Consider the following 25,015-nt stretch of genomic DNA (forward strand, 5'->3'; position numbering starts at 1 on the left):
CTTATTTCCCCGTAAAGTTTGGCGCGCGCTTCGCCAGGAAGGCGCTGACGCCCTCGCGGTAATCGTCGCTGCGCCCGGCCAGGCGCTGATAGTCGCGCTCCAGATCGAGCTGGGCGTCGAGGGTGTTGGTTTCTGCGGCATTGATCGCCTGCTTGATCAGCCCCAGCCCGAAGGTCGGTTGAGAGGCAAAATGCAGCGCCATCTGCTGCGCCGTGGTGGAGAGCTGTTCGTCATCCACCACCTGCCAGATCATCCCCCACGCCTGCGCCTGTTCGGCGCTGAGTTTGTCGCCGAGCAGCGCCAGCCCCATGGCGCGTGCGCGTCCGGCCACGCGCGGCAGCAGCCAGGTGCCGCCGCAGTCCGGTACCAGCCCGAGCTTGCTGAAGGCCATCACGAAGTTGGCGGAACGGGCGGCAATGACCATGTCACACCCCAACGCCAGCGTGGCGCCCGCACCGGCCGCCACACCGTTAACCGCACAAATGACCGGTTTCGGCAGCTTTGCCAGGCGGCGCACCAGCGGGTTGTAAAAGGTCTCAACGGACATGCCCAGATCCGGCGCCGGGCCGTTGGGGTCGACGTTGCGGTCGTTCAGATCCTGACCGGCACAAAAGCCGCGTCCCGCTCCGGTGATCAGCAGGCAGCGGATGGTGTCATCACGCTCGGCCTGTTTCAGGCACTCGGCAAGCTGCTGGTGCATCACGTCGTTAAAGCTGTTCAGACGCTCCGGACGGTTCAGCGTAATGGTCATTACGCCCTGCTCAACATGACTGAGAATACATTCCACAATTAGCGTCCTTTAAAGTCGGGGGTGCGTTTTTGTAAGAAGGCGTCGATGCCTTCCCTGCGGTCTTCGGTGGCAGAAAGCAGCGTAAACAGCTGGCGCTCCTGCGCGAGCCCGGCCTGGAGCGGTACCTCCTGAGACTGGCGAAGCGCCTGTTTCGCCGCCTGCAGCGCCAGCGGAGAGTGGCGCGCCATCAGCGCCGCCTGCTTCAGGGCATACTCCAGCGTCAGCGCTGCCGGGAAAACGTCGCTGACCAGCCCGGCGCTCAGCGCCTGCTCTGCGGTAATACTCTCGCCCGTCAGCACCATTTTGCTGGCAAGGGATTTCCCGACGCAGCGAATCAGACGCTGGGTGCCGCCCGCGCCGGGCATAATGCCCAGCGTGATTTCCGGCAGACCGAAACGGGCGTTATCGCCCGCAATGATCACGTCGCACTGCAGCGCCAGCTCGCAGCCTGCGCCCAGCGCGAAGCCGTTCACGGCGGCAATCAGCGGTTTAGGAAAAGCGTTGATTCGCGCCCACAGCTGCGGACGGATATCGTTCAGGGTGGCAGGCAGGTCTTTCTCCGCCATTTCGTTGAGATCGGCCCCGGCGGCAAAACAGCGCTCGCTGCCGTAAATCACGCAGACGGTGATGTCGGCATCCACGGCGGCAGCCTCAAGCTGCTCAGCAAGCTGCGTCAACAGCGCGTTGTTGAGGGCGTTGCGCGCCGCCGGACGGTTGAGCGTCAGCTGCAGCACGCGGCCATGACGGGTAACAATCAGTTCGCTCATGCCATCCCCTTCGCGTCGAAGTCGACAATCACGTCGGCGGTTAACGGCAGCGACTGGCAGCTCAGCACATACCCGGCGGCCAGCTCGTCCGGCTCCAGGCTGTAGTTGGTCGCCATGTCCACCTTCCCGCGCAGCACTTTGCATTTACAGGTGGCGCACACGCCCCCCTTGCAGGCATACGGAAGATCCGCCCCCTGACGCAGGGCGGCGTCAAGAATGCTTTCATCGTCCGCCGTCAGAGTGATTTCATGGTCGCGCCCGTCCTGGCGTACGGTCACTTTCTGCCCTTCCGCCTGCACGTGCACCGCGCGTTTAGCGGTGGTTCCCGGCGTGTTAAAGCGCTCCAGGTGAATCGCTTTGTCCGGCATCCCCAGCGCCTTCAGCGCGGCTTCGGCGTCGTCCATCATCGCCGACGGGCCGCAGATAAACGCCTCGTCGTACTGGCGGAAGTTGATCAGGGTTTTCGCCAGCGCCTGCAGCTTTTCCCCGTCGATGCGGCCGTAGAGCAGATCGCTGTCCAGCCGCTCCTGGCTGAAGATGGAGACGAGCTGAAGTCGCTGCGTGTATTTGTCCTTCAGATCCGCCAGCGACTGGCGGAACATCATGCTTTGGCTGCTGCGGTTGCCGTAGATCAGGGTGAACTGGCTGTTGGGTTCGGTCGCCAGCGTCGCAGAGATAATCGCCAGCATCGGGGTGATCCCGGAGCCTGCCGCAATGGCCAGGTAGTGGCCTTCGCGTTCGGCCCGCGGCTGGTAGCCAAACTGCCCCTGAGGAACCATCACCTCCAGCGCCATACCCGCTTTGATCTCATCCCGGGCATAGCGGGAAAAACGCCCACCGTCGATGGCTTTGACCGCCACGCTGATCTCGCCCGGCGCGGTACTCCGGCAGATGGAGTAGCAGCGGCGCAGCTCGTCCCCGTCAAGCTTCGTTTTTAACGTCAGGTGCTGGCCGGGACGGAAGCGGTAGGCGTCCTGCAGCGCCTGCGGCACCGCGAACGTGATGGTCACCGCATCGCGGGTTTCGGGTTCCACTTTTGCCACTGTTAATGAATGAAACGTTGTCATGGCAGCCTCAAATACATTTGAAATAGTCGAAGGGCTCGCGGCAGGTGTTGCAGCGGTAGAGCGCTTTGCAGGCCGTCGAACCAAATTCACTGATAAGCGAGGTGTCGGTGCTGGCGCAGCGCGGGCAGCTCACCTCCAAAGGTGCGTGCACGTGACAGCTATGCCCCACGGGCGGGCTGATGCCGTACCCCCGCAGGCGCTCGCGCGCGTCGGCGGTCATCCAGTCGGTAGTCCAGGCGGGGTCAAGCTGGAGCACAATATGCACCGGGGTAAAGCCGCGCTTGGTCATCGCGTCGCGGATCGCCCCCAGCAGGTGTTCCGTGGCCGGACAGCCCGAGTAGGTAGGCGTGAAGCCGATAACCCAGCCTTCACCCTGCGCCTTCACGCTGCGCACCATGCCTAAATCGGTGATGGTTAACACCGGCACTTCCGGGTCCGGGATCTGGCTTAACAGCGACCAGATCTCAGGAATTTGCGCAGGCGCGATGTCGACGAGGCGTTGCATAGCGTTCTCCTTTACCACTGCTGGCCGGGGTACGCGCGCTGGAGATACTGCATTTCCGCCAGCATCGGGCCCAGATGTTCGGTGTGCAGCCCCTGCTTGCCCCCGGTGCGGTACGCCACCTCTTCGGGCACCTGCAGGCAGGCTTCATTCAGACCGGCAAACACTTCGCTTTCCCACGGTTGACGCAGGAGGCGCGGGTCAACCGCCACGCCGGCGTCAATCAATTCCAGCTCAACGTCATCCGCCTCAAACAGCTCCGCCGTAAAACGCCACAGGCTGTCGATGGCCTGCTGCATTTTTTGCGCGGAGGTTTCGGTCCCGTCGCCCAGCCGCACCAGCCAGCCGCGGCTGAAGCGCAGATGGTAACGCGCCTCTTTAATCGCTTTGGCGGCAATGGCGGCAAGCTGTCCGTCGCTGCTTTGGGTTAACCGTTCGTACAGCGCCACGTTCCAGGCATCCATCAGGTACTGCCGGGCAATCGTGTCGGCGAAATTGCCGTTCGGCTGCTCCACCAGCAGGACGTTGCGGAACTGACGTTCGTCGCGACCAAACGCCAGGGTGTCTTCATCGCCCTGGCCTTCCCGCTCCGCGGCATAGGTCAGGAAATTGCGCGCCTGGCCCAGCAGGTCGAGACCGATATTGGCGAGCGCGAGGTCAATTTCCAGCTCCGGCGCGTGGCCGCACCAGGCGCCGAGGCGCTGGGAAAGCACCAGACCGTTGTCGCCCAGACGCAGGGCATAGGCAGTCACTGAATTCATTCTTTGCCTCACATATGCTCGATGCCGTCAGGGATGGTGTAGAACGTCGGATGTCGATAGACCTTGCTTTCCGCCGGGTCGAAGAACTCACCGCTCTCTTCCGGCTGGGAGGCGACAATCTCGCTCGCCTTAACCACCCAGATAGAACATCCTTCGCTGCGGCGGGTGTAGGCATCGCGCGCATTTTCCAGCGCCATGCGATCGTCGGCGGCATGCAGACTGCCCACGTGACGGTGGGACAACCCTTGTTTGCTGCGTACGAACACTTCGTACAGCGGCCAGTAGACATTGCTCATGGTTATTTCCTCTTATGCGGCCTGACGGGCGCGCTGTTTTTCCGCGTGCGCCAGTGCGGCTTCGCGCACCCACGCCCCGTCTTCCCAGGCTTTTCGTTTCGCGGTCAGGCGTTCGTGATTGCAGATGCCGCGCCCGTTAATGACCTCTTCAAACTCCTGCCAGTCGATCTCGCCGAAGCGGTAGTTGCCGCTCTCTTCATCCAAACGCAGGTCGGGATCCGGCACCGTCATGCCCAGCATCTCCACCTGCGGCACCGTGTTATCGACAAAGCGCTGGCGAAGTTCGTCATTGCCGAAGCGTTTGATTTTCCACGCCAGGCTACGGGCGCTGTTCGGCGAGTTGTCGTCGTTCGGCCCGAACATCATCAGCGCCGGCCACCAGAAGCGGTTGATGGCGTCCTGCAGCATCTGGCGCTGGGCCTCGCTGCCCTGCGCCAGCGCCATGCAGGCTTCAAAGCCCTGACGCTGGTGGAAGCTCTCTTCTTTACAGATTTTCACCATCGCCCGGGCATACGGACCGTAGGAAGTGCGGCACAGGGCCACCTGGTTGACGATGGCGGCACCATCTACCAGCCAGCCGATCACGCCGATGTCGGCCCAGCTCAGGGTTGGATAGTTGAAGATGGAGGAGTATTTCATCCTGCCGTCGAGCATCTTCTGGTAGATGTCTTCCCGCGCGCAGCCCAGCGTTTCCGCCGCGCTGTAGAGGTAGAGCCCGTGCCCGGCTTCGTCCTGCACTTTCGCCAGCAGGATCGCTTTTCGGCGCAGCGTCGGCGCGCGGGCGATCCAGTTCCCTTCCGGCAGCATGCCGACAATTTCGGAGTGCGCATGCTGACCAATCTGACGGATCAACGTCTTACGGTAGGCGTCAGGCATCCAGTCCTGAGGCTCAATCGCCGTCTCCTGCGCTATGCGCTGCTCAAACCGTTGTTCTTGCGTCACGTCGTCACCTTTATGATTCGTTAGTTTGCAAATTAAAGCGTATTGTTGAATCACTTTGTTTTTTAAAAGTTACACAAAGGTTAAATATAACCCCAAGAATTGTTTCCTGGTTTTGTGATGTTGCTCGCAAGGCTTTTACTCTAAGCCGCGCACCAAGCGCCTTTGCGCGATGCAATTCGTCCAGCCAGATCACAACGTTAACAATTCATTAAAAACACAGCTTGATTTTTATGATTCACGATCAAACTATTAATAGTGAAATTACGAAACATTTGGAGATAAGCGATGCAGCAGTTAGCCAGCTTCGTGTCCGGTACCTGGCAGTCTGGCCGGGGCCGCGAACGCACTATTCATCACGCCATCAGTGGCGAAGCGCTTTGGAGCGTGACCAGCGAAGGGCTGGACATGGCGGCCGCCCGTCGCTATGCGATTGAGCGCGGCGGTGAAGCGCTTCACGAGATGACCTTTATCGAACGGGCTGCCATGCTGAAGGCGGTGGCAAAGCACCTGCTTGGCGAGAAAGAGACGTTCTATGCCCTGTCAGCCCAGACGGGCGCGACGAAGGCGGACAGCTGGGTGGATATTGAAGGCGGCATCGGCACCCTCTTCACTTACGCCAGCCTGGGCAGCCGCGAGCTGCCGGACGACACGCTGTGGCCGGAAGATGAGTTAATCCCGCTGTCGAAAGAAGGCGGCTTTGCGGCGCGCCACGTCCTCACCTCGAAATCCGGCGTGGCGGTGCACATCAACGCTTTTAACTTCCCCTGCTGGGGGATGCTGGAAAAGCTGGCGCCGACCTGGCTTGCCGGGATGCCCGCCATTATCAAACCCGCTACCGCTACCGCACAGGTAACGCAGGCGATGGTGAAATCCATCGTGGAAAGCGGACTGGTGCCGGACGGCGCCATCAGCCTGATCTGCGGCGGCGCGGGTGACCTGCTGAACCAGCTCGACAGCCAGGACGTGGTGACCTTTACCGGCTCCGCCAGCACCGGGCAAAACCTGCGCGTGCACCCGAATATTGTGGCGAATTCCATTCCCTTCACCATGGAGGCGGACTCTCTGAACTGCTGCGTGCTCGGGGAAGACGTTACGCCGGAACAGCCGGAATTTGCCCTGTTCATCCGGGAAGTGGTGCGCGAGATGACCGCCAAGGCCGGGCAGAAATGTACCGCTATCCGCCGGATTATCGTCCCGCAAAACCAGATTGACGCCGTGAGCCAGGCGCTGATTGCCCGCCTGGAAAAGGTGGTGGTGGGCGACCCGGCGCAGGAAGGGGTGAAGATGGGCGCGCTGGTCAATGCCGAACAGCGTGCGGACGTGCAGGAGAAAGTGGAGCAACTGATCGCCGCAGGCTGCCAGATCCGTCTGGGTGGCAAAGCGGATTTGCAGGCCCCGGGCGCGTTCTTCCCGCCGACCCTGCTGTTCTGCCCGCAGCCGGATGAAACTCCGGCTGTTCACTCTACCGAAGCCTTCGGCCCGGTTGCGACGCTGATGCCGTATCGCAACGCACGCCACGCGATACAGCTTGCCCGCGCGGGCGGCGGCAGCCTGGCCGGTACGCTGGTCACCGCCGATTCGGCGATTGCCCGCCAGTTTATTGCCGGTGCGGCGCGCGCCCACGGGCGCATTCAAATCCTTAACGAGGAGTCATCAAAAGAGTCCACCGGCCACGGCTCCCCGCTGCCTCAGCTGGTGCACGGCGGCCCGGGCCGCGCGGGCGGCGGCGAAGAGCTGGGCGGCCTGCTCGCGGTGAAGCATTACCTGCAGCGCACCGCGATTCAGGGTAGCCCGTCGATGCTGGCCGCCATTGGCAAACAGTGGGTGCGTGGCGCAGCGGTGCAGGAAGATCGCGTGCATCCTTTCCGCAAATACTTTGAGGAGCTACAGCCGGGCGACAGCCTGCTGACGCCGCGCCGCACCCTCACGGAAGCAGACATTGTGAACTTTGCCTGCCTGAGCGGCGACCACTTCTACGCCCATATGGATAAGATCGGTGCGGCAGAGTCGATCTTCGGCGAGCGCGTGGTGCACGGCTACTTCCTGATCTCCGCTGCTGCAGGACTGTTTGTTGATGCGGGTGTCGGGCCAGTCATTGCCAACTACGGCATGGAGAACCTGCGCTTTATCGAGCCGGTTAAGCCGGGCGACACCATTCAGGTGCGTCTGACCTGCAAGCGTAAAACGTTGAAGAAACAGCGCACCGTAGAGGAAAAACCGACCGGCGTGGTGGAATGGGCGGTTGAGATTTTCAACCAGCACCAGCAGGCCGTGGCGCTCTACTCCATCCTGACGCTGGTGGCGCGCCAGCAGGGCGATTTCTGACACCTTCCCTTCACCGCCTTTCCTCCGGGTGGCGCGATGCTTACCCGGCCTACGATGACCAGCGGGGTGTGACACCGCCCCGCTCTTTTTTTAACCTGGCAAGACCAACAAATAACCTGGCAGATGCAGGCAAACGCTTTTCTCATGGGCCTGTCAGGATAAGGCTGTCACAACACAATAAACACAACAAGATGAGGTCTACGATGGGAAGCAATTCTTCTTTTTCTGCCCGTAGAACGGCGCTGGCCATGGCCGTTGCGCTGTGTTGCGCCTGGCAATCCCCTGTTTTCGCCCACGGCAGCGAGGCGCATATGGTCCCAATGGACAAAACGCTGCAGGATTTTGGCGCGGACGTTCAGTGGGATGATTACGCACAGATGTTCACCATTGCGAAAGACGGTGCCTTTGTGAAGGTCAAACCGGGCGCAAAAACCGCCATCGTCAACGGTAAAAGCCTCAAGCTTGAGGTACCGATAGTGATGAAAGGCAAAAAAGCCTTTATCTCTGAGACCTTCATCAACGATGTTTTCCAGTCTGGCCTCGATCAGACCTTCCAGGTTGAAAAACGCCCTCACCCGTTAAACGCGTTAACGGCGGACGAAATTAAGCAAGCCGTTGAGATTGTGAAAACCTCGGCGGATTTTAAACCCAATACCCGCTTTACCCAGATCGCCCTTGCAGAGCCGGAGAAAGCCAAAGTGTGGGACTTTGTGCTCAACGGCACGGCAGTCGATGCCCCTCGCCAGGCGAAGATCGTCATGCTCGATGGCAAGCACGTTATCGAAAGCGTGGTGGGCCTGAAGGATAAAAAAATTCTGCGCTGGGAACCGGTAAAAGACGCGCACGGCATGGTTCTGCTGGATGACTTCGCCACGGTACAGCAGATCATCAACGAGAGCACCGAGTTTGCCGAAGTGCTGAAAAAGCGCGGTATCACCGATACGAAGAAAGTGATTACCACCCCGCTGACCGTCGGCTATTTCGACGGCAAGGACGGTCTGAAGCAGGAAGATCGCCTGCTGAAGGTGGTGAGCTATCTGGACGTGGGCGACGGCAACTACTGGGCGCACCCGATTGAGAACCTGGTCGCGGTTGTCGATCTTGAGCAGAAGAAAATTCAGAAGATCGAAGAAGGCCCGGTCATCCCGGTTCCGCTCACCCCGCGCCCGTATGACGGCCGCGACCGGGTTGAAACGGTGAAAAAACCCCTGGAGATCGTCGAGCCGGAAGGCAAGAACTACACCATCACCGGCGATATGGTGCACTGGCAGAACTGGGATTTCCACCTGAGCCTGGACTCCCGCGTGGGCCCGATGATTTCAACCGTTACGTATAACGACAACGGTAAAAAGCGCCAGGTGATGTATCAGGGTTCGCTCGGCGGCATGATCGTCCCTTACGGCGATCCGGACGTGGGCTGGTACTTTAAAGCCTATCTCGACTCCGGCGACTACGGTATGGGCACCCTGACCTCACCGCTGGTGCGCGGTAAAGACGTGCCGTCCAACGCCGTGATGCTCAATGAAACCATCCCGGATTATACCGGCGCGCCGATGGAGATCCCGCGCGCGATTGCGATTTTCGAACGCTACGCGGGGCCGGAATATAAGCATCAGGAGATGGGCCAACCGAACGTCAGCACCGAACGCCGCGAACTGGTGGTGCGCTGGGTAAGTACCGTGGGCAACTACGATTACATCTTCGACTGGGTGTTCCATGAAAATGGCACCATCGGCATTGATGCCGGCGCGACGGGTATCGAAGCGGTGAAAGGCGTTCAGGCGAAAACCATGCATGATGCCACCGCCAAAGACGACACAAAATACGGCACGCTGATCGACCATAACATCGTCGGCACCACGCACCAGCACATCTACAACTTCCGCCTGGATATGGACGTGGACGGCATCAACAACAAGCTGGTGGCGATGGACCCGGAAGTGAAGCCGAATACCGCCGGTGGCCCGCGCACCAGCACCATGCAGGTGAATCAGTACGACATTGACACCGAACAGCAGGCGGCGCAGAAGTTCGACCCGGGCACCATTCGGCTGCTGAGCAACACAAGTAAAGAGAATCGCATGGGCAACCCGGTTTCGTATCAGATTATCCCTTACGCGGGCGGTACGCACCCGGTGGCAACCGGTGCGAAATTTGCCCCGGACGAGTGGATCTACCATCGCCTGAGCTTTATGGACAAACAGCTGTGGGTGACGCGCTACCATCCGGATGAACTGTACCCGGAAGGCAAATTCCCGAACCGCTCCATCCACGATACGGGGCTGGGGCAGTACAGCAAAGATAACGAGTCGCTCAACGACCAGGATGACGTGGTCTGGATGACCACCGGCACCACCCACGTGGCGCGCGCGGAGGAGTGGCCGATCATGCCGACGGAATGGGTGCATACCCTGCTTAAACCGTGGAACTTCTTCGACGAGACGCCAACGCTCGGAAAGAAGAAAGATGAAAAGAAATAAATAACGTACCGGGCGCAACGCCCGGTTTCTCATCTATTTACTTGCTGAATACCTCTCCCCGATTATAGTTATTTCTACCTCATTTTTTTCAATTCATTTTTTGAATCACTTTCTGCCAGGACGCGAACTTTCCACAAGTGACGTAATACATCATTGAGAGGTTTTAGGATGAAATTCAATTTGATCGTCAGGAGTCTTGCTCTGGCTGGACTTTTTATTTCCGTCAGTTCCGCGTATGCCGCAGAAGCCCCGAAAGATGCCACGGCCGCCACGCAACAAGCCAATAACGCCCTGTTTAATCAGCTTCCTTTCTCCGACAACACCGATTTCACGGACGCCCATAAAGGCTTTATTGCGCCTCTTCCTCAGGACATTATCAAAGGGGAACAAGGCAATGTTATCTGGGATCCACAGCAATATTCGTTTATTAAAGAAGGCGATAAAGCACCGGACTCCGTTAATCCCAGCTTATGGCGTCAATCTCAGCTGATTAATATTAGCGGCCTGTTTGAAGTGACCGATGGCGTATATCAGATCCGAAATCTTGACCTGTCGAATATGACCATCATTGAAGGGAAAGAAGGTATTACCGTGGTTGACCCGCTGGTGTCGGCAGAAACAGCGAAGGTCGGGATGGATCTCTATTTTAAAAATCGCGGCAAAAAACCGGTCGTCGCCATTATTTATACCCACAGCCACGTTGACCACTATGGCGGCGTGCGCGGCGTGGTGGATGAAGCCGACGTGAAGTCCGGCAAGGTGAAAATCTACGCGCCTGCCGGGTTTATGGAAGCGGCCGTTGCCGAGAACATCATGGCGGGTAACGTCATGAGCCGCCGCGCCAGCTACATGTATGGCAACCTGCTGAAGCCTGATGCCAAAGGTCAGGTGGGTGCCGGTCTTGGGACAACGACCTCCGCCGGGACGGTGACGCTGATAGCCCCGACCAACATCATCGAAAAAGATGGGCAGAAAGAGGTCATCGACGGCCTGACATACGATTTTATGCTCGCGCCGGGCTCCGAAGCGCCATCCGAAATGCTCTGGTATATCGAAGAGAAAAAACTGATTGAATCCGCTGAGGACGTGACCCACACCCTGCACAACACCTACTCGCTGCGCGGGGCCAAAATCCGCGAGCCGCTGCCGTGGTCGAAATACATCAACCAGGCGATTGTACGCTGGGGTGACAAAGCCGAAATCATCATGGCGCAGCACCACTGGCCGACCTGGGGTAATGAAAACGTGGTTAAGCTGCTGAAAAGCCAGCGTGACCTCTATCGTTACATCAACGACCAGACGCTGCGTATGGCGAATGAAGGGCTGACGCGCGACGAGATCGCCGCTAACTTCAAGCTCCCGGATTCACTGGCGCATACCTGGGCTAACCGCGGCTATTACGGTTCGGTGAGCCATGACGTAAAAGCCACCTATGTGCTGTATCTGGGCTGGTTTGACGGCAACCCGGCGACGCTGGATGAACTGCCGCCAGAAGAAGGCGCGAAGAAATTCGTGGAGTATATGGGCGGCGCGGATGCCATCCTGAGCAAGGCGAAAACCGACTTCGACCAGGGGAACTACCGCTGGGTGGCGCAGGTGGTAAGCAAAGTGGTCTTTGCCGATCCGAACAACCAGGCGGCGCGCAACCTGGAAGCGGATGCGCTGGAACAGCTCGGTTATCAGGCCGAATCCGGCCCGTGGCGTAACTTCTACCTGACCGGTGCACAGGAATTGCGTAACGGTGTGGTGAAAGGTCCAACGCCGAATACCGCCAGCCCGGATACGGTGCGGGCGATGACGCCGGAGATGTTCTTTGACTACCTTGCCGTTCACATCAACGGACAAAAAGCAGGTGACGCCAAATCAGTGTTTAACATTGATCTTGGCAGCGATGGCGGGAAATACAAACTCGAGCTGGAAAACGGCGTGCTGAACCACACGGCAAACGCGGAGGCGAAGGACGCAGACGCTACTCTCACCCTTAACCGCGACACGCTGAACAAAATTATCCTCAAAGAGGTGACGCTCAAACAGGCCGAACAGAGCGGCGACGTGAAACTCACCGGTGACGGCGCTAAACTGGATTCAATGCTTGGATATATGGATAAATTTGATTTCTGGTTTAACATTGTGACACCGTAACGGTCACGCAAAAGGGCGGCTCGTCCGCCCTTTCCTGCTTCACGTGTTCGCCAGAAAGGGTAAAAAGCGTTAATGGAAAAAAGAAAAAAACCGACACTTGAACGGGCAACCTGGCCAACGCGCCATGCCATGGTCATGCATGGGCTGGCGATGAACCTGCCATGGCTGGCCTTCGTCAATATCAGCTTCGCGGTGATGATTCTGCTGCGACACGTTCTGCTTAAGGCCGGCGATCCCCTTTATCCCCACTCACCGCAGCTGACGAAAATAGTCGATGCCTCCATGCTGGGCATAACCCTCCTCTCAGCTGCGCTGATCCTCATGGCCTGGCGGCGCATCGCCGGTATCAGTGTGGTGTTGTTTATTTGTAGCGTCATCTGGTCGGTCTCCTGTTTCTGGTTTATCACCCATCTGCTGCTCCCGCACGTCTGGCCGCTGTGCGTCATTTTATTACTCTCCGGCTTAACGGCGCTCTATTTTTACCCTAAAGGGTTGCTCGCCTTTGTGCTGCCGCTCTGGATCACCCTGCCGATAGCAAGCTGGGTACGAAACGATGGCCTCAACCTTCACTTCATTATTATCTGGAGCGTCTTTACGCTGATCCTGATCTGCGGGCGTTTCATCCTGTTGAGCTGGTTTGACGAAGCCTGGCGACGTAACCAGCAAAACCAGCTGCTGATCTCCAGACTGGATGCGCTGGCGCATCAGGATCCATTAACCAAAACTGCTAATCGCCGGAAAATGGAAGTGGTGCTGGAAAACGCGGTAGAACAGAAAAAAACCTTCTCGGTGATTATGCTGGATATCGATTACTTCAAGCTCTACAACGATACCTATGGCCACCAGGCGGGTGACGAATGCCTCACACGCGTGGCTGAGGTGCTTAAGAAATCGGTGCGAACCCCTGACGATGTGGTGTCACGCTATGGTGGCGAGGAGTTTGTGGTGATCCTGTTTAACTGCCCGGCAAACATCGCGGAAAAGGTTGCCCTGCGTATTCAGGACGGCCTGTGTACGGAAGCCATACCGCACGGCGCCTCTACGGTCAGCGACCATGTAACCGTAAGCATGGGGATTGCGAGCATGGCGGAGGGGCTGGCCGGCACCGAGATCATCGCTCGTGCCGATGCCGCGCTGTACCGGGCAAAAGAGGCCGGGCGGGATCGGTGGTCGCTTTAAATAGAAGCCGGGTGGCGCTGCGCTTACCCGGCCTACAACGACTCGCACCGTAGGCCGGGTAAGGCGTAGCCGCCACCCGGCTTGTTTTTTAATAGCGCACGCACACCGACTTGGTTTCACACCAGCCGTCCAGCCAGTCCGGGCCGAAGTCACGTCCGGTACCGGACTGCTTCATGCCGCCGAACGGCAGGTTGGCGTCGATCAGCGTATGGCTGTTCACCCACACGGTGCCTGCCTGCAGCCTGTCAGTGTATTCCAGCGCTTTGCTGATGTTCTGCGTCCAGACGCTGGCCGTCAGGCCATATTCGGTGTCGTTTGCCAGTTGGAGCGCCTCTTCTGCATCGGATACGCGTACCAGGTTGACTACCGGGCCAAACACCTCTTCACGGGTCAGCCGCAGCGCGGCATCCGGGTTCACCACCAGCGTCGGCGATACGTAATACCCTTTGTCATCCGGGCCGCGGTTGCCGGTGATCAGCTCTGCGTTGCGTGCTGTCGCCTCATCCAGGAAGGTCTGCACCTTGTCGCAGTGCGCACGCGACACCAGCGGGTTAATAAATGCCTCAGGCGACATGCCCGGGCCGACGCTCAGGGATTTCACCGCTTGCTCAAACCCGCTCACCAGCGTGTCGAACAGCGGCGCTTCAATGTAGATACGCGAGCTTGCCGCGCAGACCTGCCCCTGATTCAGGAAGCTACCGGTCATCAGGCCTTCGATCACCCACGCCGGGTCCGCATCTTTCAACACGATTGCCGGGTTTTTGCCGCCCAGCTCCAGGGTCACGCCCGTCAACGTATCCGCCGCCGCGCGCGCAATCTGTTTTCCCGTCGCGGTCGAGCCGGTGAAACTCACTTTCGCAATATGCGGATGCGAGGTTAACGCGGCGCCACATACCGCGCCGCTCCCGGTCACCACGTTGAACACGCCATCCGGAATCCCCGCCTCACTCGCTAACTCCGCAACGCGCAGCAAGGTGAGCGGCGTGGTCTCTGAAGGTTTAATCACGATGGAACAGCCCGCCGCCAGCGCAGGCATCACTTTCCACATGCCAATCATCAGCGGGAAGTTCCACGGCACAATCCCGGCCACGACGCCAACCGGCTCTTTGCGCGTCCACGCCTGATAGCGCGCGCCCTGAGGCAATGGAATGGAGAGATCGAGGGTTTTCCCTGCAATCTTGGTGGCCAGCCCGGCGGTATAGCGCATCCAGTTCAGGGTACAGCCCACTTCGAAGGCGCGGGAAATGTTGATCGACTTCCCCTGCTCCAGCGTTTCCAGCTGCGCCAGCTCCTCGCTGTGCTGTTCGACCAGATCGGCAAAACGCAGCAAGATGCGTTCACGCTCTGCCGGAAGTTTTCCTGCCCAGCTGCGGGCGACAAAGGCCCGCCAGCCGGACATCACCGCACGATCCACATCATCAACGCTGGCATCCGCGGTTGAGGCAATCACCTCTCCCGTCGCCGGGTTGTAGACGTTCAGGCGCTTTTCGCTATCGGACGCAACCTGACGCCCTTCAATCCACAAGCCGTGGTGGCGATCCATAAAACGCTGGACCTCGGGCAGGACGGCTACCTGTGATTCAGACATAGGGTACTCCTTCGTTATTCTTCGTAGGGTGTTAATGCAGTCTACGAGGCGTTTCGCATTCCCGCTTTTGTCTGTGTGACATTCGCTTTGCCACCTGTGACAGGCTCCGCAAAACATGATAATTACCGCTTATAACGCTGTTACCAGTGAGTGTTCTTTCCTATAGTCAGCCTCATGGCTCTGACAAATTGCAACACAAATGCAACAATGAAAAAACATTGACGGTGCGGCGAGATAAACGATGGCATGTGCGAGCGAACAGGAAAAGTATCAGCAGTGGCTGGCGCAAATTAACCAGGTTTGCGGACGGTTTGACGCTCGCCCGTTAGAGGGCACATTCATTGGCGAACTGGAAACCAGCTACGCAAGAAGCCTGAAGCTCAGCACCGTGACTGCAGGCAACGTCAACCTGTTCCGTACCCGCCGGGAAATAAAAAACAGTAACGATGCCTGGTTCTACGCCGTGTTTCAGCTTGAAGGCGGTGCAGAGATTGAACAGGATGAACGACGTTCCATTCTCCATACCGGCGACATAACTCTCATCGACGCGTCGCGCCCCTGCTCCATCTCCTGGCAAGATAAATCCCGCCAGATTTCACTCCTCGTGCCGCGTCAAATCATTGAGCAGCAGTGTCGTTTTCAGGAGGTGAGCTGCGCGCTGACGCTTTCGCGTAGCCTGCCGACCGTACAGCTGAGCCATCGCCTGTTGCAGGAGAGTATGGGAAATGCGGAACTGAGCGACAGAGAGAGCGAAGCGGCGCTGGAAGCGATGGTCTGCCTGCTCCGCCCGGCCTTTCAGCAACGTGACGTCGTCCAGCCGCGAAAGGAACGCCAGTTCCAGCACGTCCTCTCGCTGATTGACGATCATATTCAGTCTGATGCCCTGCGACCGGAGTGGATTGCTACAGAGAGCGGGATGTCGGTACGTAGCCTGTACCGCATGTTTGCCGATAAGGGGCTGGTCGTGGCGCAGTACATCAAAAACCGCCGCCTGGACCTTTGCGCACAGGTGTTGCGCTCCGCCAGCGATGATGAAAAGCTGGCGGGGATCGGCTACAGCTGGGGCTTTGCCGATCACAGCCATTTTTCGACGGCGTTTAAGCAGCGTTTTGGCGTGTCTCCGGGAGAGTATCGCAAGCGCTTCCGCTGATCACTTCTTCAGCCATTTACCGTTTATACCCTTCACATATTCCCCCGGCTGCGCGCGGGCAACCAGCTTTTGCCCCGCCATTTTTGCCACTTCATCTACAGGTAAGTTATTGCTGTCGGCCAGCTTCTGATAGCTTTCCGTACGCGCTGCGTTAATGCGGCTAACCAACGCCAGCGTTTCGGCATCGTGTTTGATCGGCGCGATATAGCCGCTCAGGGTCTCCCCCACACGCCCCTGTTCACGGGCGTCATTCAGGGTAAGTGTTGCCGCCTGCACGTGCATTCCCAGTGCCAGCAAAATGAGAGCTAACGTTCGTTTCATGGCGTCCTCAGAACAGATCGCTGCGCGATTTCAGCAGGGTTTCAACGTCTTTATCGACCTTAATATGGATCTCGTGTTCGATTTTGACGTTCATGTTGATAGTAATCGGCTCCTTTGGCGCAGCGACTTCAATGCGCGGCGTACAGCCTGTCATCAGCGCGGCAACGGCAACGGTGAGCACACCAGCCATCTTTTTCATTGTTGTTCCTCACTTTCCTTGCCCGTCGAACTGCGGAGACCCGGTATCGCCGCATGTTGCTCAAACCATGTTTGCAGGTTGTCCCCAAAGCGCAGGCTGCGCCAGAGGGTAAATACGTTCTCTTCGTGGGTGTAATTCAGGTTCACGGAGCTGCTTTTGCCATCAACGCGGCTGGTGCCTTTAATGGTCGCCTTCAGCGTTAATACACCCAGATTATCTACATTCAGTTTTGTCCACGATTGGGAAATTTCCATATAGCGTAACCAGTTAATCGCCGCCCCTGCGACCATATTGTCTTTCACAATGGCATCAGCGGTGTCTTTGTCGAGACGCAGCGTCATCGGCCCCGGATTGGTCAGCCAGCCATCTTTGATGATCCATTTTTCATTGTCCAGCCAGAACGGTAGCGCGCCGCTGACCGGCCCGGACATCGCAAACTGTTTCGGATTGACGGCGCTTACCAGCTCGCTGGACGAGATATTGTCCACGCGCAACAATGCCGGATCGTGCTGCGGCATCCTCAACTGCTGCATGGTGATTTTCCCGCCCAGTACCTCAACCTTGACGTTGGTGAGCAACAGCGGGTTCTCTTCGCTCCAGGGGTAGTCCCCCTGCAAATCCGCGGTGATATTCCTCGCCGTGACCAGGTTTTGCACCTCGCCAATACGCAATGTGACCGGCCCTCGCGTACCCAGCGACCATGTGCCTTCGCTAAAACGGAACGGCAGGACAAAGTCGATACCGTTAATCTGGTTATCCGGCATCCAGATGCTGCCGGATTTCAGCACCCCGTGTCCGCCCGCCTCAAAGCCCTGACCGGCCGCAGCCGAGAAGGCAACCTGTGCATACAGTTCGCCGTCGTGCAGCGTCATTTTCCAGTCGGGTGGGATCAGCGGCTGGAACACGGTGAGCGACTGTTTCGGCCACCAGGCCTGACCACGAAGGCGTTCGCCGTCCCAGCGTCCATTGACCTGTACCGGACCAATTTTGTCGGCATGGAGGTCGCCCTTAAACTGGAAAATAGTCGGGTCGGTGCCGTCGACGCTGAAACTCAGTACCGAAGGCGGCAGTACGCTTCCGCCGGAGAACGTGGTTTGTCCGGCATTCAGCGCCAGAGCGCCGCTAAAGGAGGGTTTGGCCGGATCGCGGTTCCAGCGAACGGGGGTATCCAGTACCAGGCGCGGCTCGCCTACCATCATGGTGCCGTACTGGAGCTTGTCGAATCCGGTCGAGAGTTCGGTTAACTCAATAAGCGCGTCGCGCCACTCGCCTTTACCGGCGACATCCCAGCGCGCGTGCATAGGCGTAAAGCTCCCTTTTCCCCAGTAGCGCCACTGCCACAGGCCATTATCAGGTAAAAAGTCGTTGGCCTGACCGTCCAGGTGCAGTTCGAAATCGCCCATTTCATTTTCATGCGCGCGCAGAATGGCCTGAAGTCGGCCATCTACGCCTTTTTGCGTGAGCTTCACGCCCGCCAGCGGCCAGCGGATTTCATCAATATCCAGCGAATCGATAATGCGACCGCGCGAACGCAGCAGCGCGCCGGGTTCAAAGGAAAGCTGCGGATCGTTGAGGCTTCCGGTCAGTTTGGCCGGGAGTTTGGCGTAGAGAATGAGATCGTTTTGTTTCGCCTCGCCGCTCAAATACAGCGGCATATCGCTGTTTTCCATGCTAAGCGAACCCGGGCCGATATTCAGCACCGCATTACCTTTGCCCGCATCGCCCTGCGTGAGCACATTCAGTCGCCCGGAAACGGTGGCTTTTTCCAGCCCCTGCTGCCAGTTCTCAATACGCAGGCCAACCCGCCCGCTCAGCGGCAGGCCGGGCAGCGCCCAGTTCCAGCGTCCGTCGCTGATATTCAGCTGTTCGGCGGTAATCTGCCACGGCAGGTCGAGCAGCGGATCGGGATTGTCCCGCGCCATCACCACCAGTTGCCCCTGATTGTCTTCCCAGTCCAGATCGGCATCGACCAGAGAGGTCAACTGTGGCACGTTAAAGGTGGCAACGGCGTGCCCTTTCACCGGCACACCGTCCGGCACCAGCGGCAGGGTAAATTTCCCGACCAGTTTGACAGGCTGAGCCTGGTCTGGAAGGCGAATATCGAATTGACTGACAGAGAGGGTTTGTCCCCGTAGCTGGCCTTTAATGCTGACCTGCTCGCCTTTATAGGTGATTTCCTGACTGGCGGGAGTGAGTGACGCTTGAAGTTCGCCCTCCCACTGCTGCCAGGGGGCAAGAGAAAGACGATGCACCGTCAGCCAGGTATTCGGTAACACCGCCTGCCACTGGGCCAGCGTTTTAGGTGCCACCGTCGACGGCGCAGATTGAGGGAGTTTGCTGAGGCAGACGGAGTTAAGTTCAAGTGTGCCTACATCAAGCTTCCAGCGGCTTGGGTGTGACAACGTCACGTTATCGATACGCGCAATTTCACACTCATCCACCAGATAACGAAGATCGGGGATCACTAGCGCGTGACGGGTGAGTTTTGGGCTTTCCTCGAAAGCGATACGCGTTCCGACGGGGAGCCAGATCCCGGCGAGCGTTGGCACCCACTGGGCGAGCGTCATCAGCAGCGTCAGCGGCACCAAAATCAACAGCAGTAAAAGCGCAATCGCGGCTTTGTATTTACCCTTCATGGGCAGTTAATATCCTGATTTAGCGAAAGAATTAAGCCGACATTGCCGATCATTGTCGCATGTTTAGCCAGTCAGTTGAAGTGAATGCCTTTTTTAAGGATAGATGCTCTAGAATAATTGATAGAACTTATTGAATTCAATAATATTTTAGAAATTGTAAGATTATTTTAATCATGCTAACGTGAATGCAAAATCACTGGAGAAAGTCTTATGAAACTCGCGGTATATAGCACAAAGCAGTACGACAAAAAGTATCTGCAACATGTTAACGAGGCTTACGGGTTTGAGCTTGAATTTTTCGACTTTCTGCTGTCCGAAAAAACCGCCAAAACGGCGCACGGCTGTGAAGGCGTCTGCATTTTTGTGAATGATGATGGCAGTCGTCCGGTGCTGGAAGAGCTGAAAAAGCAAGGGGTGAAGTATATCGCCCTGCGCTGTGCAGGCTTCAACAATGTGGACCTCGACGCGGCGAAGGAGCTGGGTCTGAGGGTGGTACGCGTTCCGGCATACTCCCCGGAAGCGGTCGCGGAACATGCCATCGGCATGATGATGTCCCTGAACCGACGTATTCACCGCGCTTATCAGCGCACCCGTGATGCCAACTTCTCACTGGAAGGCCTGACGGGCTTTACCATGTACGGTAAAACCGCTGGCGTTATCGGCACCGGCAAAATTGGCGTCGCTGCCCTGAGGATCCTGAAAGGCTTTGGTATGCGCCTGCTGGCATTTGATCCGTACCCAAGCGCAGCCGCGCTGGATTTGGGCGTGGAGTATGTTGACCTGGCGACGCTGTTCTCCCAGTCTGACGTGATCTCCCTGCACTGCCCGCTGACGCCGGAAAACTACCACCTGCTTAACCAGGCGGCGTTTGACCAGATGAAAGATGGCGTGATGATCATCAACACCAGCCGCGGCGGACTGGTTGACTCTCAGGCCGCTATCGAAGCGCTGAAGACCCAGAAAATTGGCGCGCTGGGCATGGACGTGTATGAGAACGAACGCGACCTGTTCTTTGAAGACAAGTCCAACGACGTGATTCAGGACGACGTGTTCCGCCGCCTGTCTGCCTGCCATAACGTGCTGTTTACCGGACACCAGGCGTTTCTGACTGCCGAAGCGCTGATCAGCATTTCAGAAACCACGCTGGGTAACCTGCAGCAGCTGGAAAAAGGTGAAGCCTGCTCTAACGAGCTGGTTTAAACCTTTCGCCGGGTGGCGGCTATGCCCCATCCGGCGTACTGTCTGTTTCCCAGGTCCGGTGCGCAAAGCACCACCAGAGCAGGACGGCCATAAGGGCAATCGCGCTCAGTACACTGAATGCCGTCGCAAACGAGTAATGACCGGCGATCGTCCCGGTTAACGCCGGGCTCATGGATGCCCCAACCCCCTGCATCAGCATCACCACACTTTGCCCGGCATTGACGTGCCCGCTCCCGCGCAAAAGCACCACAATAAACGACGGTACCACGACGCCCAGGATCCCGGCAGCCAGACCGTCAAGGATTTGTACCGGGATCATCATCAGAGGCGCGTCCGTAGACGCCGCCAGCGCAGCGCGCACCGGCATGACCAGCAGCGCCAGCATAATTAAGCGCCAGTAGCCGTAGCGTTCAATTCGGCCTGCGACCCAAAGTGCGACGGGGATCATCACGGCCTGAGAGATAATGACGGTACCAGCGGCATACAAACCGGGGTTGATCGAGGCGGGTGCCGCAGCAACCCTCATGCTCAGCATCGGCAGCAGCGCAGCGTTCGCAAGGTGGAACAGCAGTAGCGTCAGTCCGGTCACAAATAGCGCGCGGTTTTTAATCAGCACCGCAAAGCCGGGCACTGGCAGGTTCGCTGAAGAGGAGAGTCCTCGCGCCGCGTCGTTGTCGATGTCTCCGTTGCGGATGGCAAGCAGTGCGCAGAGCGTGAGCAGCGTTGTACAGGTCATCAGCAGGAAAATCCCCCCGACGCCCCAGTACCAGGCAATTCCGCCTGCTATCAGTGCGGTCATGAAATTGCCCGCGTGATTAAACGCCTCGTTTTTGCCCATCTGCGCGCTGAACCCGCCCTGACCGGTCAGGCCCAGCGTAATCCCGGCAATCAGCGGCCCCACAAACGCCGCGCAGATGCCGGTGACCATTTGCGAAGCGGCGACAACGCCAGTTTGCTGGCTAAACCAGAGCAGCAACGTGCTCAGGGTAATCAGGGTGCAGACCAGTGCCAGCACGGAGCGTTTGTTCCGGGAGGTATCGGTGATAAACCCAGCCGGAAGCGTGGCCAGCAACCCCGCCAGCCCACCGGCCGTCATCAGTATGCCGATACCATCGGGGGTCCAGTGGCGTTCAGTCAGAAAGATGCCGAGAAAAGGACCGAGGCCATCACGGACATCGGCAATGAAAAAACTTGTCAGGCATAACGCCCGCAGCGAACGAAGAGACATACTTCCTGCCTTGTCTGTTATCGCCTGTAAAAAAGGATAAGTAGTATACCGGGTATTATTGAAAAACAGATGACGCCTTAAAAAACATTCTTTCCGAACCTTACGCGATCTTTGTACCCGTTATGTCAGCTCGCTCTCTGTTTTCCTGCAATTAACGGTCTAACCTGAATTGTGTGAAAAACACTCAGGAGGGACACATGTACAACTCAATTTTGGTTCCAATTGATATTTCGGAGGATAGCCTGACGCACATGGTTATTCCTTTCGTTCAGGCACATACAGCACTGAATACGGCCAAAGTCCATTTTCTTACTGTTATTCCATCGCTTCCTTATTATTCATCATTAGGTTTGGCCTACTCCGTGGAAATGCCGAAGCTAAAAGATTTCCAGCACGCGGCCCTGGCAAAACTGGATGAAATCGTTAAACAATTCAAAATTCCTGCAGACAAGATACAGACTCACGCCGTGACGGGCTCCCCTAAGGATCAAATCCTTAAGCTCGCTGACACGATCGCTGCCGACCTGATTATCATTGCTTCCCACAAACCTGACATATCGACGTATCTGTTGGGTTCAAACGCGGCGGCAGTGGTGAGGCATGCGAAATGTCCGGTGCTGGTCGTAAGATAGAAAACCGGGCGAGAAGCCCGGTTTTTCATTGACGTTTTCCTGAGTCAGGGCTGGAAAAACGCGTTTAACCATTCAGTACGTTTACGTTTAAATTGAGATCGGCAATGGCGGCCGGTTTTCCAAGCAAGTAGCCCTGAACTTCGTCACATTTATTCTTTTTAAGAAAAGACAGCTGTTCGGTGGTCTCCACCCCTTCTGCGGTTACCGCCATCGAATAGGCTTTACCCAGATCGATAATTTTCTCTACGACTGACTGGTTCTGCGGCGAATCGCCCAGGGAAAAAATAAAGCTCTTGTCGAGCTTGAGCCCATCAAACTGAAACTTCCGGAGATAGCTCAGGGAGGCATAGCCGGTACCGAAGTCGTCAATCAGAATGCGAACGCCCATTTTTTTGAGAGACTTCATAGTCTGCAAGGTTTTGTCAGGATCGGAAAGCGTGACATTTTCAGTCACTTCTATTTCCAGCCGGTCAGGTTCAAGCCCGGATTTGAATTTTCCAATCCAGATCAAATTATTAATCATTAACTCTTTTACAGCCTAAATTCGATTAATTAAATATACCGATCGACGTCACTTTTAACCTCAACGGTATTATTTACACAGAATGGATATTAAGACTCTATTTTTGCTGAAACGGTTACAGGAACGATGAAACGTATAAAAAAACCGGACATAAAGCCCGGTTCTTTTTTCTGAAGGGACTGACTCTATTCGCTCAACCCGCGATTTTCCAGCATCGGCTCAATCTTCGGGTCGTGCCCACGCCAGTTCCGATACAGTTCAGCCAGGTCAGTGCTGTTACCACGAGACAAAATCGCCTCACGGAATAGTTGCCCGTTCTCACGCGTCAGCCCACCCTGCTCCACAAACCACTGATAGCCGTCGTCGGCCAGCATCTGCGTCCACAGGTAAGCGTAATACCCCGCCGCGTAACCGCCGCCAAAAATATGCGCAAAGTAACTGCTGCGATAGCGTGGCGGGACGGCGGGAAGATCCAGCCCCTCTTTTTTCAACGCTTCCGCTTCAAACGCGTCTACGCTCGAAACGGCTTCGCTAATCCCGTGCCATTTCATGTCCAACAGCGCCGCACTCAGCAGTTCCGTCATGTCGTACCCTTTGTTGAACTGGGTCGCAGTCAGCATTTTATCGCGCAGCGCATCCGGCATCGGCTCATTGGTTTCATAGTGACGCGCATAATGGGCAAAGACCTGCGGATGGCTAGCCCAGTGCTCATTAATCTGCGACGGGAATTCGACGAAATCGCGCGGGGTATTTGTCCCGGAAAGCGTGGCGTAGCGCTGGCTGGCAAAAAGTCCGTGCAGGGTATGACCAAATTCGTGGAACAGGGTCACGACATCATCCCAGGAGATGAGCGCCGCCTGCCCGTTTGCCGGTTTTTGATAGTTACAGACGTTGTAGATCACCGGACGTGCGGCAAACTCATGGGACTGCTCAACGAAATTCCCCATCCACGCGCCACCGCTTTTGGAATCGCGGGCGAAGAAATCACCGTAGAACAGCGCCATACCTTCACCGGTGTGGTCGAAAATCTCCCACACCCGCACGTCGGGATGGTAAACAGGAATATCAAAACGCTCGACAATACGGATGCCAAACAGCTGGCTGGCGGCCCAGAACACGCCGTCGTGCAGTACGGTGTTCAGTGCAAAGTAAGGCTTGATTTGCGATTCATCCAGCGCGTACTTCCCGAGGCGCACGCGCTCGGCATAAAATGCCCAGTCCCAGGCCTGCACGGTGAAACCATCCTGCTCGTCATTAATGACCTTCTGAATATCGGCCTGCTCGCGTTCCGCACGCGCACGGGCGGCTGGCACTATGCCGCGCATAAAGGCCAGCGCGGCATCGGGCGTTTTCGCCATCTGGTCGGCAGTGCTCCAGCTGGCGTAATCGTCAAATCCGAGCAGCCGGGCCTGCCGTGCGCGCAGCGCCGTCAGACGGAGGATCAGCTCGCGAGTGTCGTTTTCATCCCCTTTCTGGGTACGCGTCCAGCCTGCGTTGAACAGGTTTTCGCGCGTCTGACGATTACGCAGCGCCGATAGCGCTGGCTGCTGGGTGGTGTTCAGGAGCGGGATCAGCCAGCGATCGTTTAGCCCCTTCTCCGCAGCGGCCTGCGCGGCAGTCGCGATCTCATCTGCGCTAAGCCCCTCAAGCTGATGCGCGTAATCCACCACCAGCCCACCCGCCTTATTGGCAGCCAGCAGGCGCTGATTAAACTGACTGGTCAGGGAGGCCGCCTCGGTATTCAGCGCCTTCAGCTCGGCCTTTTCCGTTTCATTCAGACGCGCACCGGCCAGAATAAACCGCTGGAATGTCTCCTCGACCAGCCGACGAGATTCAGCGTCCAGCGCAGCACGATCCTGCCAGACGCTCTCCACGCGGGCGAAAAGGGTGTCATTCAGCCAGATATCGTTCGCCAGCGCGGCAAGTTCGGTAGAGAACTGCTCCTCCAGCTCCTGCAGGTACGCATTGGTGTGCGCGGAGGCCATGGCAAAGAATACGCTGTTTACGCGGGAAAGCATGGCACCGCTTTTCTCCAGCGCCAGCACGGTATTGGTGAAGTCTGGCGCAGCGGCCTGAGCGACAATGGCAGCAATGTCCGCCCGCTTCTGGCGAAGCGCTTCATCGAAGGCCGGGCGATAGTGGCTATCATTAATCTCATCAAAACGCGGCGCCTGATAAGGCAACAGGCTAATGTCAAAAAAAGGGTTATTGGCCGACATCTTTCACTCCTGAGAACGGTATATCTCCCCAGAGTAGGACAGGCAGCCCTGGCCTGCAATGGCGTCAT

21 protein-coding genes are annotated in these 25,015 nt (G+C 57.4%); 7 read left to right on the top strand and 14 right to left on the bottom strand.

Features of this window, described 5'->3' with window-relative positions:
• Position 1: 1 nt before the first annotated feature.
• From paaG to paaA, 7 genes are read right to left on the bottom strand one after another with little or no spacing between them, the layout of a single operon-like run.
• Complete coding sequence (paaG, locus tag AC2T6E_RS02830; RefSeq protein ID WP_212474052.1) at positions 2–790, bottom strand: 2-(1,2-epoxy-1,2-dihydrophenyl)acetyl-CoA isomerase PaaG; 789 nt, start codon at positions 788–790, stop codon at positions 2–4.
• A complete protein-coding gene (paaF, locus tag AC2T6E_RS02835) occupies positions 790–1,557 on the bottom strand; it encodes a 2,3-dehydroadipyl-CoA hydratase PaaF (RefSeq protein ID WP_486690480.1) in 768 nt (255 codons plus the stop codon). Before paaF ends, paaG begins: the two co-directional genes overlap by 1 nt.
• The gene (gene paaE / locus AC2T6E_RS02840) at positions 1,554–2,624 is read right to left on the bottom strand and encodes a 1,2-phenylacetyl-CoA epoxidase subunit PaaE (protein WP_486690481.1); all 1,071 of its coding nucleotides are present in this window, start codon (positions 2,622–2,624) and stop codon (positions 1,554–1,556) included. The genes paaF and paaE overlap by 4 nt, the downstream gene beginning before the upstream one ends.
• Positions 2,625–2,631: 7 nt before the next feature.
• Positions 2,632–3,129 carry a 1,2-phenylacetyl-CoA epoxidase subunit PaaD gene (gene paaD / locus AC2T6E_RS02845; RefSeq protein WP_148399383.1) on the bottom strand — a complete coding sequence of 166 codons (498 nt, stop codon included), beginning with the start codon at positions 3,127–3,129 and terminating at the stop codon, positions 2,632–2,634.
• Between the two features lie 11 nt (positions 3,130–3,140).
• Positions 3,141–3,887 carry a 1,2-phenylacetyl-CoA epoxidase subunit PaaC gene (gene paaC, locus AC2T6E_RS02850; RefSeq protein WP_148399384.1) on the bottom strand — a complete coding sequence of 249 codons (747 nt, stop codon included), beginning with the start codon at positions 3,885–3,887 and terminating at the stop codon, positions 3,141–3,143.
• Positions 3,888–3,895: 8 nt separating this feature from the next.
• A complete protein-coding gene (gene paaB / locus AC2T6E_RS02855) occupies positions 3,896–4,183 on the bottom strand; it encodes a 1,2-phenylacetyl-CoA epoxidase subunit PaaB (protein WP_003857353.1) in 288 nt (95 codons plus the stop codon).
• Positions 4,184–4,195: 12 nt separating this feature from the next.
• Positions 4,196–5,125, bottom strand: coding sequence for a 1,2-phenylacetyl-CoA epoxidase subunit PaaA (gene paaA, locus AC2T6E_RS02860; RefSeq protein WP_262350748.1), 930 nt, complete (start codon positions 5,123–5,125; stop codon positions 4,196–4,198).
• Positions 5,126–5,410: 285 nt separating this feature from the next.
• Between paaA and paaZ the strand changes: the two genes are divergently transcribed.
• The 4 genes from paaZ (at position 5,411) to AC2T6E_RS02880 (ending at position 13,251) form a co-directional block, all read left to right on the top strand.
• The gene (gene paaZ / locus AC2T6E_RS02865; RefSeq protein WP_486690484.1) at positions 5,411–7,450 is read left to right on the top strand and encodes a phenylacetic acid degradation bifunctional protein PaaZ; all 2,040 of its coding nucleotides are present in this window, start codon (positions 5,411–5,413) and stop codon (positions 7,448–7,450) included.
• 203 nt (positions 7,451–7,653) lie between these two features.
• Positions 7,654–9,930 (top strand): primary-amine oxidase, encoded by a 2,277-nt coding sequence (tynA, locus tag AC2T6E_RS02870; RefSeq protein ID WP_486690486.1) that lies wholly within the window; start codon positions 7,654–7,656, stop codon positions 9,928–9,930.
• Positions 9,931–10,098: 168 nt separating this feature from the next.
• Complete coding sequence (locus tag AC2T6E_RS02875; protein WP_010430717.1) at positions 10,099–12,072, top strand: alkyl/aryl-sulfatase; 1,974 nt, start codon at positions 10,099–10,101, stop codon at positions 12,070–12,072.
• A 72-nt stretch (positions 12,073–12,144) separates the two neighbouring features.
• On the top strand, positions 12,145–13,251 hold the full coding sequence (locus AC2T6E_RS02880) for a GGDEF domain-containing protein (protein ID WP_214594055.1): 1,107 nt from the start codon (positions 12,145–12,147) through the stop codon (positions 13,249–13,251).
• An 88-nt stretch (positions 13,252–13,339) separates the two neighbouring features.
• Here the strand turns inward: AC2T6E_RS02880 and AC2T6E_RS02885 are convergent, their stop codons facing one another.
• Positions 13,340–14,839 (bottom strand): aldehyde dehydrogenase family protein, encoded by a 1,500-nt coding sequence (locus tag AC2T6E_RS02885; protein ID WP_486690489.1) that lies wholly within the window; start codon positions 14,837–14,839, stop codon positions 13,340–13,342.
• A 241-nt stretch (positions 14,840–15,080) separates the two neighbouring features.
• On the opposite strand from AC2T6E_RS02885, the gene feaR reads away from it, so the two are divergent.
• The gene (feaR, locus tag AC2T6E_RS02890) at positions 15,081–15,989 is read left to right on the top strand and encodes a transcriptional regulator FeaR (RefSeq protein ID WP_212473868.1); all 909 of its coding nucleotides are present in this window, start codon (positions 15,081–15,083) and stop codon (positions 15,987–15,989) included.
• Here feaR and AC2T6E_RS02895 read toward each other — a convergent pair whose 3' ends face one another.
• From AC2T6E_RS02895 to AC2T6E_RS02905, 3 genes are read right to left on the bottom strand one after another with little or no spacing between them, the layout of a single operon-like run.
• A complete protein-coding gene (locus tag AC2T6E_RS02895; protein ID WP_126817415.1) occupies positions 15,990–16,310 on the bottom strand; it encodes a YdbL family probable chaperone protein in 321 nt (106 codons plus the stop codon).
• A 7-nt stretch (positions 16,311–16,317) separates the two neighbouring features.
• Positions 16,318–16,509, bottom strand: a complete 192-nt coding sequence (locus AC2T6E_RS02900; protein ID WP_010430706.1) for a YnbE family lipoprotein — start codon at positions 16,507–16,509, stop codon at positions 16,318–16,320.
• Positions 16,506–19,145 carry a YdbH family protein gene (locus tag AC2T6E_RS02905; RefSeq protein ID WP_486690492.1) on the bottom strand — a complete coding sequence of 880 codons (2,640 nt, stop codon included), beginning with the start codon at positions 19,143–19,145 and terminating at the stop codon, positions 16,506–16,508. The genes AC2T6E_RS02900 and AC2T6E_RS02905 overlap by 4 nt, the downstream gene beginning before the upstream one ends.
• Positions 19,146–19,355: 210 nt before the next feature.
• On the opposite strand from AC2T6E_RS02905, the gene AC2T6E_RS02910 reads away from it, so the two are divergent.
• Positions 19,356–20,345 carry a 2-hydroxyacid dehydrogenase gene (locus tag AC2T6E_RS02910; protein ID WP_148399392.1) on the top strand — a complete coding sequence of 330 codons (990 nt, stop codon included), beginning with the start codon at positions 19,356–19,358 and terminating at the stop codon, positions 20,343–20,345.
• Positions 20,346–20,364: 19 nt separating this feature from the next.
• Here the strand turns inward: AC2T6E_RS02910 and AC2T6E_RS02915 are convergent, their stop codons facing one another.
• Positions 20,365–21,573 carry an MFS transporter gene (locus AC2T6E_RS02915; protein WP_486690494.1) on the bottom strand — a complete coding sequence of 403 codons (1,209 nt, stop codon included), beginning with the start codon at positions 21,571–21,573 and terminating at the stop codon, positions 20,365–20,367.
• A gap of 197 nt (positions 21,574–21,770) precedes the next feature.
• Here AC2T6E_RS02915 and uspF point away from each other — a divergent pair, with 197 nt between their 5' ends.
• The gene (gene uspF / locus AC2T6E_RS02920) at positions 21,771–22,205 is read left to right on the top strand and encodes a universal stress protein UspF (RefSeq protein ID WP_108416950.1); all 435 of its coding nucleotides are present in this window, start codon (positions 21,771–21,773) and stop codon (positions 22,203–22,205) included.
• A gap of 64 nt (positions 22,206–22,269) precedes the next feature.
• On the opposite strand, the gene AC2T6E_RS02925 is transcribed toward uspF, so the two are convergent.
• Together AC2T6E_RS02925 and dcp are read right to left on the bottom strand one after the other, a co-directional pair.
• Complete coding sequence (locus tag AC2T6E_RS02925) at positions 22,270–22,716, bottom strand: EAL domain-containing protein (RefSeq protein WP_486691187.1); 447 nt, start codon at positions 22,714–22,716, stop codon at positions 22,270–22,272.
• Positions 22,717–22,913: 197 nt separating this feature from the next.
• Positions 22,914–24,947 carry a peptidyl-dipeptidase Dcp gene (dcp, locus tag AC2T6E_RS02930; protein ID WP_316466115.1) on the bottom strand — a complete coding sequence of 678 codons (2,034 nt, stop codon included), beginning with the start codon at positions 24,945–24,947 and terminating at the stop codon, positions 22,914–22,916.
• Between the last annotated feature and the right edge of the window lie 68 nt (positions 24,948–25,015).

This window comes from Enterobacter sp. B79-1, from assembly GCF_057444735.1.

Coding starts and splice junctions, on each gene's coding strand:
- AC2T6E_RS02910 (WP_148399392.1), top strand. CDS start 19,356: ATGAAACTCGCGGTATATAGCACAAAGCAGTACGACAAAAAGTATCTG.
- AC2T6E_RS02875 (WP_010430717.1), top strand. CDS start 10,099: ATGAAATTCAATTTGATCGTCAGGAGTCTTGCTCTGGCTGGACTTTTT.
- feaR (WP_212473868.1), top strand. CDS start 15,081: ATGGCATGTGCGAGCGAACAGGAAAAGTATCAGCAGTGGCTGGCGCAA.
- AC2T6E_RS02905 (WP_486690492.1), bottom strand. CDS start 19,145: ATGAAGGGTAAATACAAAGCCGCGATTGCGCTTTTACTGCTGTTGATT.
- paaF (WP_486690480.1), bottom strand. CDS start 1,557: ATGAGCGAACTGATTGTTACCCGTCATGGCCGCGTGCTGCAGCTGACG.
- AC2T6E_RS02880 (WP_214594055.1), top strand. CDS start 12,145: ATGGAAAAAAGAAAAAAACCGACACTTGAACGGGCAACCTGGCCAACG.
- tynA (WP_486690486.1), top strand. CDS start 7,654: ATGGGAAGCAATTCTTCTTTTTCTGCCCGTAGAACGGCGCTGGCCATG.
- paaD (WP_148399383.1), bottom strand. CDS start 3,129: ATGCAACGCCTCGTCGACATCGCGCCTGCGCAAATTCCTGAGATCTGG.
- AC2T6E_RS02895 (WP_126817415.1), bottom strand. CDS start 16,310: ATGAAACGAACGTTAGCTCTCATTTTGCTGGCACTGGGAATGCACGTG.
- paaE (WP_486690481.1), bottom strand. CDS start 2,624: ATGACAACGTTTCATTCATTAACAGTGGCAAAAGTGGAACCCGAAACC.
- uspF (WP_108416950.1), top strand. CDS start 21,771: ATGTACAACTCAATTTTGGTTCCAATTGATATTTCGGAGGATAGCCTG.
- AC2T6E_RS02915 (WP_486690494.1), bottom strand. CDS start 21,573: ATGTCTCTTCGTTCGCTGCGGGCGTTATGCCTGACAAGTTTTTTCATT.
- dcp (WP_316466115.1), bottom strand. CDS start 24,947: ATGTCGGCCAATAACCCTTTTTTTGACATTAGCCTGTTGCCTTATCAG.
- AC2T6E_RS02900 (WP_010430706.1), bottom strand. CDS start 16,509: ATGAAAAAGATGGCTGGTGTGCTCACCGTTGCCGTTGCCGCGCTGATG.
- paaB (WP_003857353.1), bottom strand. CDS start 4,183: ATGAGCAATGTCTACTGGCCGCTGTACGAAGTGTTCGTACGCAGCAAA.
- paaC (WP_148399384.1), bottom strand. CDS start 3,887: ATGAATTCAGTGACTGCCTATGCCCTGCGTCTGGGCGACAACGGTCTG.
- paaZ (WP_486690484.1), top strand. CDS start 5,411: ATGCAGCAGTTAGCCAGCTTCGTGTCCGGTACCTGGCAGTCTGGCCGG.
- AC2T6E_RS02885 (WP_486690489.1), bottom strand. CDS start 14,839: ATGTCTGAATCACAGGTAGCCGTCCTGCCCGAGGTCCAGCGTTTTATG.